The organism is Arcicella aquatica (genome assembly GCF_034928825.1).
Taxonomy (GTDB): domain Bacteria; phylum Bacteroidota; class Bacteroidia; order Cytophagales; family Spirosomataceae; genus Arcicella; species Arcicella aquatica.
In genome coordinates this window covers 56,057-68,740 of the sequence record NZ_JAYFUL010000031.1, presented here as the reverse complement: position 1 = coordinate 68,740, position 12,684 = coordinate 56,057, and the positions used below count along the sequence as shown (strand labels likewise).

The window sequence follows — 12,684 nt, the reverse complement described above, 5'->3', positions numbered from 1 at the left end:
ATTACAGATTCGGATTCAGAGAAAATCTTATGAAAACAGCTTGTGGACTTTACAATTTCAGGAAAATAGCCTAATAAATTGTACGAAAACAAGATTATATATGTTAAAAATGTCTATTGATTAAACCTAAGTCAGATGGCCCCATAGCTGCTTTTACACCACCACAACCATAATGTCCACAAACAATAACGTGTTTTACATGTAATACTTCAACAGCATACTGCAATACCGAAAGTAAATTAATATCAGTATGCACTACCAAATTCGCCACATTTCTATGTACAAATACCTCTCCTGGTTCTGCATGAGTAATTTCCTCAGCGGGTACACGGCTATCAGCACAACCAATCCACAAGAACTTTGGCTGTTGGTCTTTAGAAAGTATGTTAAAATACTCTTCATCTAACTCTAAACGCTCTTTTGCCCATGCTTTATTGGCTAGGAGTAATTGCTTATATTCTTTCATCTATCTAAAATTTAATGTGATTCCACTTCTGCATGATATTGATTAATATCACCTTGTATTTTTCGATTTACTTTTTTAAATACCATTTCTATACCCTTGTTCTTTGAGCTATTTTTAAAAGTGTAAAGCAACGTAAAAATGTCATGGTCAATAAAGTTAGCTCTTGAACCATCTACCAATACTTCATCTCCTTCTTTCAAACCCATTAATATCTGTTTCATTCTATGTTTATTCAAGAATGAAACATCTTTATTGAATTTGATTAATACATTATTGCCATCACGAATGACCGAAATAACTGATTGGAAGTTGGTAAATACTACAAACAATAGTCCTACGAATGTTCCGATAAAGATACCGAACAGCAAGTCTTTGAAAATAATGACAATAATGGTAATAGCAAAAGGTATGTATTGGTCATAACCTTCTTTATACACTCTTTTAAAGACAAGAGGATTAGCCAATTTATACCCTACCATTAATAAGATGGCGGCTAAAGCTGACAATGGAATCCTGTTCATGAGGGCTGGAATTAATACAACAGAAGCTAATAATAATATCCCATGAACTATTGACGACATCCTAGTTTTAGCCCCTGCATATACGTTGGCCGAAGTTCTAACGACTACTGATGTGACAGGGAGTCCACCTAAAAATCCAGCGATAGTATTACCTACACCTTGAGCAATCAATTCTTTATCCGAAGATGAGATACGTTTTTGTGGGTCGATACTATCTCCTGCTTCCAAACTTAATAGCGATTCTAAACTAGCCACAATTGCCAATGTAAGCGCTACTGTATATATATGCGGATTTTTTAAAAATGAAAAATCTGGTAATAACAATACATTTGTAAAATCTTGAAAATTTTTGAATACAGGCATTGAAACCATGTGAGCAGGCGAATTTCCTAAAAAGTATTCCGGTTTAAAAACCGCATACATCTCATTAATCGTTACTCCTAAAGCTACAGCAGCCAAGGCTGATGGAAATACTTTGAAAAAAGTGATGTTTTTCTTGGAAGCATAGTCCCAGAGAATCAATAATGCCAAACAAGCAAATGAAATAATGACGGCTCCATCATTGAAATCGATAAAAGAACGAATCAATTCTGTGATGGTATTTTGGTGGTCAGCAACTTGTTCAAACTCAAATTCCCCTTCATAATCTTGGTCGTCTCCCAAAGCATGTGGAATTTGTTTTAATATAATTACAATTCCTATCGCAACGAGCATTCCCTTAATGACACTCTCTGGAAAATAGGCACTAAATTTTCCAGCCTTTAAATATCCTAACCCTATTTGAATAATTCCTGCTAAAATAACGGCTACAAGAAACCCTTGATAAGAACCTAAATCTTTAATGGCTGTGGCCACAATTACGGTTAACCCAGCAGCCGGCCCACTTACTGAAATTTCTGAACCTGATAAAACTGATACCACTATTCCCGCTACAATACCCGAGAGTAAACCTGAAAAAAGTGGTGCCCCCGAGGCTAGGGCAATTCCTAAGCAAAGAGGCAGTGCTACTAGAAAGACAGAAATCCCAGATTTCCAGTCAGTTGATAGCAACGATGATTGATAATATTTAAATTTTGACATAATTCCAACATAGTAGTTTTTAAAAATCTGATTTTCTTGGAGATTCCTCCAAATAGGGTACAGCATAAATTAATTCTAATCAATAGAATATATTCAATTTTATACCGAAGCTGTTTAAACTTTCCCTTTCGGGTTAAACTAAGTCTTTTAGAATAGCTTGTTCCAAAATTTACTCAACGTAGCGATGCTATGCTTCCCAAATTTTGAAAAAATCAATTCAAAAATACAATACTTTCACCTCGGAAACTGAAAGTTCAAACAGCTTAACCATTAAAAAATAGATTTTATACTTGCGGAGGCTGAATTATCACATCAAAGTGACCACGGAGGGTACGAGAGGAATATGAAGAGAAAAGTGCTAATGTATAATAGTATGCGTCATCATTTAAAGTAAGGTTATTCAAAAATAATGAGAGAGATTCTACTACACAAATGACGTTATAATCATTAATGTCATCTGATTCAGGCACATCATCTGAAGAATCAGTATCAGTTTTCTTTTCAGCTTCAGCTTTATTCAGTAGATTAACTATTTTTTCTTTAGGTAGAAAAAACTTTAAATAATAAATACCTCCTACATTCAATGCAACAAAATGCAAGGCCAAAGCCAAGCAAAAAGTCTGAAAGACAATATGTAGTTTAGTCTTGGTATGCATAAGGTTTAATTTCTAAAACCAAAATTAAAACATTTTCGTTCTACCATTGATACAAATAGGATAAAAGATTGAAGTAATTAAAACAAAATTGGGTTATCGAAGCCGATAACCCAATCCAATATTAAACCACATACAAACTAAAATATTGTAACACTCTAATTAAAAAATACTTGATATTGCATAATAATGCCACCTTTTCTGTCAGTTGAATGATATTCACCTGCTGAATTACTTGTATATACTGGGCGACTTTGGTAAGCCAATGTTAGCTTAGAAGTATGTCCTGTAAACAACCAGTTGATACCCGCATCATAAAATACCATTGGGTCAGCTAATTTTTCATAATCAGAATACTGTACACTAACATAAGGCATCAAAGTGCCTGCTTTGCCTAACATACTATTTGCCATCTTATATCCTACTTGTCCATAAACGGTTTGTCCTGTTCCGTACAAAGGGGCATTATTACCTGCACCATTCAACACACTTGCATTGGCATTGCCAGTAGAAGGATTCAACGGGCCGCTTTCGCGGATATAGTTTTTACCGAAATTATAGTCTGAAAGTGCTAAGTAAGCACTCAACGCTGTTCCTTTTTCCTTGTTAATAGGAGCATCATAAAAAGCATCGACTGCTAATAATGTCATCGCTGTTTTCAAGGTATCTCTTCCATTATCTGCCAAATGCCACATTGCGTCAGGTTGATAGATAAAACCAGCACCAATATTGAAGATTTTTTTAGAGCCATAATATGTTCCTACTGTGTAAGGATTCATGTTAGATTCTTTATCCCAAAATTGGTACTGAAAATATCCTTGGGTCTGAAATTTTGGTGGTGTTGTGGCAAAGTTTGAATTTTTAGTTAATGCTGTTGCTGCATTAAACCCAGATGATTTTTGAATCGCCATTGGGTCTGATAAAGCTACTCTATAGTCAAATGAACCTAGTTTTCCTTTGGCATAAATGCTTAATTTTCGAAGGAACTGGTCAGTTACATCATTCGTTGTTTGTTGATAAAGCGGAGCATCTACGCCTAATTGTCCACCTACTGAAGGTGCGGCAAAACGTGCTAAGCCACTCCATCCTGTTAAGCCTCCACCTAATGATAGCTTATTTTTCACTACTGCATATTCCCCAATGGCATCATGGATAAAGAAACCCTGTTTGCGGTCTGATAATGCATTAAAGTTATTCTCCCCTATTTGTAAATAGATATAAGTACGGTCGGTGATTTGTCCAAACAATTGTAATCTTAATCTACGAATACCAATATCAGTAGTCGAAGATTTATCAAAACCGTTTGTTGTTGAACCAGGGTTATTTTCGTTATGACGAAGCCAAACTTGATTCAATAATGTCATTTTTAAAAACTGAGACCCATCCTGATTCAAATATAATTTGCCGTCTTTATAAGTCTGGGAAAAGCTTGTATAGGACAACACTAGTCCAGCCACTATAAAAAGTATTTTATTCATGGTATTATAATAATAAGAGATTGGTTTGAGATACTGAGCGACAAAATGTCACTCAGTATTAATTATAACAAAATATGTGAATATTAAGCTTTACGTGCGGCCAACTTATGACCAGAAACAGGCTTGTGATTATCAAGACCTATTATTTTAACAGTACCTCCTCCTTCTATATAATCATGCTCAAAGTGATGCAAGTTTTCCATCACCGAGTGATCTACCAATCTAGTGCTTTTTAAGTCAATCGTTACATTAAAACCAGCAGGAATAGCATCCAATTTGCTTTTAATTCCTAAGTAATTTGTAAAAACAGCAGATTTATCAATTTCTACTAAATAATCATCTCCTTCAAAAGAGACCAACGTTGGTGCTTTAAATAATGAACCAATTGGTAAGCCGTTCACTAAGTGAATAATGATTTTTAAAGCAATACCTGCTGCAATACCTACTAATAAATCTTCATATAATGTAAAGAAAATAGTAATCAAGAAGATTGACAATTGCTCTTTACCAATGGTGAACGTATGGATAAATTCTTTTGGATGCGTCAATTTAATACCTACCGTAATCAACATAGCCGCTAAGGCAGTGTTAGGAATAAGCTCGATTAAATGGGATGCTAACAAAACAAAAGCTAAGATAAAAAAACCATGAAAGAAGTTTGCCCAACGAGTTTTCGCACCATTATTAACGTTTGAAGAACTACGCGCTACTTCAGAAATCATCGGTAAGCCTCCTAAAATTGCGGCGATTGTATTACCAATACCCACAGCGATTAAATCTTTGTTGGCATCAGACTTACGACGATATGGGTCTAACATATCAATGGCTTTTACGGTAAGAAGTGATTCTAAAGTACCTACCAAAGCAAACATGACTACATATTTAATAAATAATCCTATCTGAGAAACACCTGAAAAATCAACATTGATTTTAATATTTTCCATCAAGTTGCCAATGTGTACCAACGCATAAGCTGGTTCAGTAGTTTGGAAATCCATTGCTAATTCAGCAGGAATTGCAATAATAAGCACAACCAATGGAGCAGGTATTTTCTTGATAATAGGGTTCTTGATAAATGGCCAACCTAACATAATGATTAAGCAAAGAACACCAATCAACGTAGCTTTAGGGTCAAGATGCGCAATAAATGTTGGAATAGAGGCAATCAAAGCCAATGGGCCTTTTCCTTTTGTCAAAGCTGGTGCTACATCTAATAATACTGGAATTTGCTTCGCAATGATAATTAAACCAATGGCTGCAAGCATACCATGAATGGCTGAAAGTGGAAAGAAGTCTGCTAGTTTACCTAACTTAAATACTCCAAAAAGTATTTGGACAATACCAGCTGCTACCATCGCTCCCAATGCTAAATGCCAACCAGTTTCTCCTCCACCAAATTCGTTTACTGCACCTGCTACGATTACGATTAAGCCAGCTGCTGGCCCTTTAATCGTTAATTTAGAGCCCATGAAAAAACTTACTACGATACCCCCAATGATAGCCGTCACCAAACCCATAATAGGAGGAAACTCTGAGGCTTTGGCAATCCCCAAACTCAAGGGAAGGGCTAATAAAAATACAATAAATCCAGAGACCGCATCGGTTGAAAAGTTCTCTTTTAATCCTGCCAAGCCATCAAGAGGAGCAGTTAGTTTCGTCTTTGTTTCCATTTTGAAATAATATTTTAAACACTTTTAGTGATGCGATTCAATCCTTAATTGACTATTGAGATTGAATCTGATTTCTTGTAATTTCTTTTTTTATGAAGACTTATACGGTACTTCATGATACGTTTTAATATGTGGACCGAGGAAAATTCTGGCATAAACTCTTATCACAGAAATACCTCCAATGATGAAACTTGACGAAATAAAAAATGCTAAGAAAATTTGATCTTCATGGATATGACTGAAAATTAAATCTTCGCCAATAAACGTTGACGTGATAGGAAAGCCCGTTAAACCCAAACAAGCCAACAAAAACATCATTGCAAATTTTGGATGTTCGTAAACGTGTCCGTAGAAACGATTCAAGTCGAGCGTTTTCTCTAGTGATTTCAACTTACTTAAAGTGAAGTATCCCAAAGCTCCCATTATGATAATGCCACTTAAGTAAAAAATGGCTTCTTCTACTTTAAAATGCTCGTTGAATGAAATGGCTAGGGCAATCCAGAAATGATTCATGATGATTAATAACCAGCTCATTCTCGGGCTTTTTCTTTCAGAGAAAGATTTCAAGACCATGATAAAACCAATCAGCGAAAACAATCCCGGTAAATATTCATGCAATTGTGGCGCAAGTTTTTCTTGGTTGTACAATAGCACTAAACCGACAACGTAAGTAGGAATAAATAATAACAGTAATTTGTTGATTGTCAGGAAGTCTAACTTTCTACCTACATTTTTTAATGGCTTCCAAACGATGTAATCCATGAATAAATCTAAATTCCATTCTTTCAAACTCATCACATAAATAGAATATTCTACTTTTTTAGGGAAAGAATCTTCAATAGTATGCTGACGTGGAATGAAATTATAAAACTGTTCACGAATCATATAACTCACTACTGATGGTGAAACAAGCAACTGGTATGTTCTTAAGAAGGCATTTCCTGCAAAGTGAAACAATGCCAAGCTTTCAAAACCTGCTGCAACCTCAATAAAAATTAGTCCTATTTGTGCGATGGAAGCATAAGCAATCTGGCTTTTAACTGACGACTGCACTCTGGCAATTAATGACGCTATGATGCTGGTTGTCAACCCTAACAGAGCAATCAATATTCTAACAGAGATTTGATGTTCCCAAAAAGGAAATGTTCTTAATAAAAGAAACACCCCTAAATGCACCGAAAGTGAACCATAAAAAATAGCACTTGAAGGCGTTGGACCTTCCATTGCTCTTGGCAACCATGATGAAAAAGGCAATTGAGCAGACTTAACAGCTGCGGCTACCAAAATCATTAATGAAATAAATACGCCCGTGAAACTATGACCTAATATATGCTCGTGTACTAATTCATAATTGCTCAATTTCAAGAAAGTAATATTTTCATGCCATAAATGGTGACTTGCCCACATGGCAAGTATCAATCCGATATCACCAATTCTATATACTGAAAACACTTTGATAGCATTTTTAACGGGCAAATACCTGTTTCTATAAAAGGCAATTAATAGGAATGATGATATTCCTAATATTTCCCATCCTATAAATAGGGTCTCAAAATTTCCAGACAGAATCGCTACATTATAACCTACATAAAAAAACAGAATCGTATTAAAAAAACGTTTATACCCTTCTTCTCTATGAAGATAATATCGGCTGTATATCGTTACTAGAAAAGTCAAAAATGCACCTACCAACAAATACACTACCGTAATCTTGTCGAAACAAAAATCAATCAGAAACTCATAATCTTTAGATTTAAACAATACAATCTCTTTAAGATTAAGTGATTCATGACCATGAAAAAGCCAAAAAACCGAAAATACAATAAAGCTAATTAAGTGTAACCCCACCGTTAAAAAAGCTACTCGTGAGATAATACCTTCTTTTTTTGCTGGAATTAATAAACTTAAAATAAAACCTATAACTGGTATAAGAATAAAAATTTGAAGTATCGAAGTCATTTTGTATTCTTATTTTATTAAATAAACTGGAAAATTCTCTTGATGTGATTCTAATAATGATTCGATATCAGAAACTGAATTAATTTTTTCATTAACAGCCTGATAAGGAACAAAATGTCCATTTTGAAATCTGAACATCTCTCTGTTTTCAGGATTTACTACTATTAGATGTACCCATTCATTATTGAACCACTCATAGGTTTCGGGCAATATTTTGATAGTATTCAAAACAACCTCAGGGAAATGTTCAACAATAAATAACATTCTAATTGGGTCGTGTACTTCAATCATTTGGCTTGGCAAACCTGGTCTTAAGTCTCCATCAATACCATTGGCTACTCCAAAAAGCCCCATCACATTGTGTGGTAGTTTTGAACCTGCCCCTAGTTTCTGATTATCGACTCTTGAAAAATAGTATTCCAAATTAATACCTCCACAAACTGGCGCTGCCGCTTTCAAAATATTGAATAGAAACTTTCCTTCTAAATCAACCTGATAATTGTATGAATTCATAAAGGCACGTCTATCCAAGAATAATTCTTTTGATAATTCTCTTCGTCCTACAATACAAACAGCGTTAGTAGCATGATTTAGCTCTGGTCGTGGCTCAAAAAGAGAAACCGATCTTGTGCGTATTTTATCATGAATTTCTCCAGCCGTTAGTTTCGTATTGATTGATTCAAATCTTCTAGAACGCTCTTTAGCATTGAAATCAAGGGCTTCTATAAAAAACTTTTCATTTTTTGAATGCCCCTCTTTATTTTTTTCTGAAAGCTCTTTTTCATCGAAAAATGAAATCTCATCACGGGTTGTATCATGCAAAGCTCCTACAAACTGCGTTGTATCAGGAATATCGATTCCTTTGGTAGCCAATATTGCTCTTACTTCTTTATGGTTCAGCATAGAGCTAGCGACTCTGGCATTTACAGAACCGGGTCTGCCACAACAAGCGCCACAATCATAACCAGCATAATGAGTATTGTTTACACTACTTGCTCCATGTCCTACGATATATACGACAGGTGCAAAGTCATTTACTAATCCAATACTCTTTAACAAACCTTCCATACGTTGGGCCATCTCAGCCACAGTAAAACCTACTTGAAGTTCATCTTTACGTGGATGTGCATGGTCGTGCTTATGTTCAATCGTTAGGCTAGATTCCTTATCCATATGTTTGAATGAAGAAACAGCAGCGGCACTGGTAGTAGGTCTGAATATATTCAAAAACAAACGCATAGCTGACCAGAAGCCAAGTGTTTGGGAAATGAACCAGCCACTAAATAACGAATGCGTATGTTTTGTAAAATGTGCATCCTTTACCTGCTTGCTTTTAGAACCCACTTCTTTAATCAAGAATTTGGGCGTAACAGGTGCAGGACATTGTTTGGTATAAGAATTAGCGTGTTCTGGTTGATAGTAAAATTCAACGCCAAAAAAGCCTGGTGTACCAAATGTCTCACAATTAGTATCAAGTTTTTCAAGATAACGGCGAATAGAACATTCGCGGTCGTCAATACAAAATATTGCTTGAAAGCTTTTTTCCTCAATAATTCTTTTTTCCCCTTTTTGGAGTTGGATACCTGCTAATACTTGATCATAGTAAGTCCACTCAAAAGCATCTTGCCAAATTGAAAGTACTTGATTCAATTCACTTTCAGGTACTTCAGCTAAGATGTCATTTATTTTTTCTTTAGTAGTGCTTCCCAGAGGAGCCCAGTTTTGTCCAAATTTAAAATCAAGCGCATCTATCTCTAATAATAATTCAAAAACGATTAAATCGTGTGTTGATATTTTCTTGTGGTCAAGTAGTGTCTCAGGGATATCTTCTACTACAGAAACCATTCCAGACCAACCTTGATGTGCAAATTGCTGATCAAAAAGATATTGTTTATACAGCGATGAGTCACCAACAATAATCTTCAGTAAGTCTTCAATCTTGCAATTACCATTTAGTAAAATATTTTTTGCTCGCTCAGTTTTAAAAAAGCTAGTAAAGCTATTTCGCTCCATTTCTCTGATGGAAGCTAAAAACCCCTTATGAATATTTGGAAAACTCCAAATTGAAATCCCTTGGTCAAGAAAACTACAAAGGATTCTGAATAAAATTGGATGAACCAACAAATCCATGTCAATATGGTGTACCAATTTCCAGTTTGCTCTTAAAGTACCAATGCGAGGTGTTACCGCTGTTTCATACGTTTTTTGAAGAACTTTCTCTTTCCAATCAAGAAGAAACTCTTCACCCATTCTTTCGATGATAACTTTTTCAAGAATTGGCAAACTAATTCTATTTGATTGATACAACGCTCTGAATTCGTCTAAACCCAAGAACACATTGTATCCAAACATTTTGGATGCCTTTCTCAAGGCTTTATAAAATTTCAGCTGTTGGAACGCATGAAGTGTGTTATGATGAACAAAGTCTTTCAACGGAGCTTGTGCAGGTAAATAGTGCTTTAGCTCATGAAGAACCTCGTGCTCATCAAAAGATGAATCGTGTGCTTTCATACAAATACTTTAAGATTATATTAAAACTTGTAATAACTCGTATAAGCATATTTCTTTATTGGCTAGAAAGTAATACTCTAAGCACAAAATATAAGCAACTCAAATTCCAACATCTTTGATTTGTGGTTATAGCAATCAAGATTATCAATCAAGTTTACATACAAGAATGACCCAACATCATCGGAATAATCGAATATGTTGAACAAACTTTAAAGAAAATGGTAATGAAAAACGGCCAGATGAATTTACAAAGCGATGATGTAAACGAACGGAAAGGCATCAGTATGATGCTTCTGGCAAAAAGAGATCAAATTCGAAAATTGAGATATAGCGCAAAAAGCGGAAAGCAAGAATGGATTTTAGATTTAAAAATCCAAGAAGTAAGGTATGTTTGCTTTAATACAAATAGTTTAAACGTAAAAAACTCGCTAAAAGTGAAGGCAATTTTTGATAAATCGAATTCTTTAGTGTGTTCAGAACTTTCTTCACTTTCATTAATTTCAGTATCACACAATTGTGTTCTAGCGTCATCATGAGCTGATTTTAAAATATACCTTTTTATGAAGTGATTGTGCATAGTACCTTCTGTATTCATTGGCGAAGCAATGAATTTGAAGCTAACTAGCAACAACAACAAAAGGATTTTTAAAAACTTCATATCAAAACGCTGTTAATATGTGGACTGGTATTTCTGATATTGATGCCAATTTATAATATTCATATTAATTAACATCAAAAAAAGTGATATTATTTTAATATTAATATATAATTCATTGTAAAATTAAATTTTATATTAAAAAAACAATATTGACTATAAATACAAAAAAAAACTACTTGAAATCAAGTAGTTTAGAAGTTAAATATTCAGAGATAGGAGGCATCTTTAAGCAAGTCTTGTTTTGAAGACAATTGCCTGCGGAGACAAAGTTATGTCTCCGACAGACACTGTACACCATTAACCATTTTTATAAACAAAACTTGTAATCCAATCATCACTAAACTTGGTGATGAAACATTTATATCTTGAAGCTCGTTTTAATCATTAAATCAATGTTAAAACAATGCTATACTATGCTAGTTAATTCCACTACAAATTTAAAAAAAAAATTATCGATTCAAAATTTTTTAACCATAATTTGAGTTAAAACAGGAAAAAGACAACAGTTTATTAATACAGCAAAAAAATATTATTAATTTGCCTTAATTACCTCAAATAGAAAGAAATAGATTCAATGAAAAACAGCACTCAAATTGATGCCCACTCTAGCAAGCCTAAATTTCAACAGTTAATTGAATACATTATCAACGGAATTGAAGAAGGAGCGTTAGTGAGAGGGCAACAACTACCATCTATCAACGAAGTATCGCAGAATTTTGGAATGGCCAGAATGACGGTTGCCAAAGCTTATGATGACCTTCGAGAAAAAGGAATTATTACGTCTCACCACGGCAAAGGATTTTATGTTTCAAATACTGACACGAGGAGTCAGCTAAATATTTTTGTGCTTTTTGACGCCCTTACACCTTACAAGGAGATTTTGTATGATAGTTTAGTGGCAGAATTAGGAGAAAACGTAACGATTAATATTTTCTTTCATCATCATAACTTAAAAGTTTTTGAAAATACTATCCTCAATCATTTGGGGTCATATAATTTTTATATCGTAATGCCACATTTTAATCAAGATGTGACGAACGTACTTCAAAAAATACCTAAAGAAAAACTATTGATACTGGATATTGATGTACCAAGTTTTGGGACAGATTATGCCATCCTGTATCAAGATTTTAAGAATAATACTTACGTAGGTTTGAATGAAGCCAAGGAATTAATCAAAAAGTATCAAACCTTTTCATTGGTGCTTAGTAGCAAAAGTTTTCAATATACGCCTGTTGGCATTATTCAAGGTTTTGAGCGATTCTGCCATGAAAACAACATTTCTTATGAAATTATTTCTGATTTAGAAGAGGAAGAACACCTTCAAAAAGACCATGCATATTTGGTTTTCAGAGAAAATGATTTGGTTCGATTCATCAATTGGTCGAATAAAAAAGGGTGGAAACTTGGTAGCGACATTGGACTGATGTCTTATGACGATACGCCCATCAAAGAAATTCTGGCGGAAGGGGTATCGGTCATTTCAAACGATTTTGCTTTAATGGGAAAAAGGGCTGCTCAAATGATTCTCTCGCGAGAAAAAGGCAGGTTTGTAAATAAAGGGTATTTCATTAAACGTAAATCATTGTAGGTAGTGATTGGTGATTAGTAATTGGTGATTAGTTGTGCTTGCCTAAAATAGGTTGACAAAAAAATCAACATACCCAATTACTAATCATGTTATTTCA

8 protein-coding genes and 1 pseudogene are annotated in these 12,684 nt (G+C 34.5%); 2 read left to right on the top strand and 7 right to left on the bottom strand.

Annotated elements, in window-relative coordinates:
* Positions 1–112: 112 nt before the first annotated feature.
* From VB264_RS17050 to VB264_RS17020, 7 genes and pseudogenes are all read right to left on the bottom strand, one after another.
* Positions 113–466, bottom strand: a pseudogene (locus VB264_RS17050) (carbonic anhydrase); the annotation flags it as partial.
* An 11-nt stretch (positions 467–477) separates the two neighbouring features.
* Positions 478–2,067, bottom strand: coding sequence for a SulP family inorganic anion transporter (locus tag VB264_RS17045; RefSeq protein WP_323251190.1), 1,590 nt, complete (start codon positions 2,065–2,067; stop codon positions 478–480).
* A 284-nt stretch (positions 2,068–2,351) separates the two neighbouring features.
* A complete protein-coding gene (locus VB264_RS17040) occupies positions 2,352–2,723 on the bottom strand; it encodes a hypothetical protein (RefSeq protein WP_323251188.1) in 372 nt (123 codons plus the stop codon).
* A 155-nt stretch (positions 2,724–2,878) separates the two neighbouring features.
* Complete coding sequence (locus VB264_RS17035) at positions 2,879–4,198, bottom strand: hypothetical protein (RefSeq protein WP_323251186.1); 1,320 nt, start codon at positions 4,196–4,198, stop codon at positions 2,879–2,881.
* 83 nt (positions 4,199–4,281) lie between these two features.
* Positions 4,282–5,868 carry a SulP family inorganic anion transporter gene (locus VB264_RS17030; protein WP_323251184.1) on the bottom strand — a complete coding sequence of 529 codons (1,587 nt, stop codon included), beginning with the start codon at positions 5,866–5,868 and terminating at the stop codon, positions 4,282–4,284.
* A 90-nt stretch (positions 5,869–5,958) separates the two neighbouring features.
* Positions 5,959–7,827, bottom strand: coding sequence for a proton-conducting transporter transmembrane domain-containing protein (locus VB264_RS17025; RefSeq protein ID WP_323251182.1), 1,869 nt, complete (start codon positions 7,825–7,827; stop codon positions 5,959–5,961).
* A gap of 9 nt (positions 7,828–7,836) precedes the next feature.
* Positions 7,837–10,338: a YbcC family protein gene (locus VB264_RS17020; RefSeq protein ID WP_323251180.1), complete on the bottom strand. Its 2,502-nt coding sequence runs from the start codon at positions 10,336–10,338 to the stop codon at positions 7,837–7,839.
* A 224-nt stretch (positions 10,339–10,562) separates the two neighbouring features.
* Here VB264_RS17020 and VB264_RS17015 point away from each other — a divergent pair, with 224 nt between their 5' ends.
* Both VB264_RS17015 and VB264_RS17010 read left to right on the top strand, forming a co-directional pair.
* Positions 10,563–10,874 carry a hypothetical protein gene (locus VB264_RS17015; protein ID WP_323251178.1) on the top strand — a complete coding sequence of 104 codons (312 nt, stop codon included), beginning with the start codon at positions 10,563–10,565 and terminating at the stop codon, positions 10,872–10,874.
* A gap of 696 nt (positions 10,875–11,570) precedes the next feature.
* On the top strand, positions 11,571–12,587 hold the full coding sequence (locus VB264_RS17010) for a GntR family transcriptional regulator (RefSeq protein WP_309918719.1): 1,017 nt from the start codon (positions 11,571–11,573) through the stop codon (positions 12,585–12,587).
* Positions 12,588–12,684: the final 97 nt, after the last annotated feature.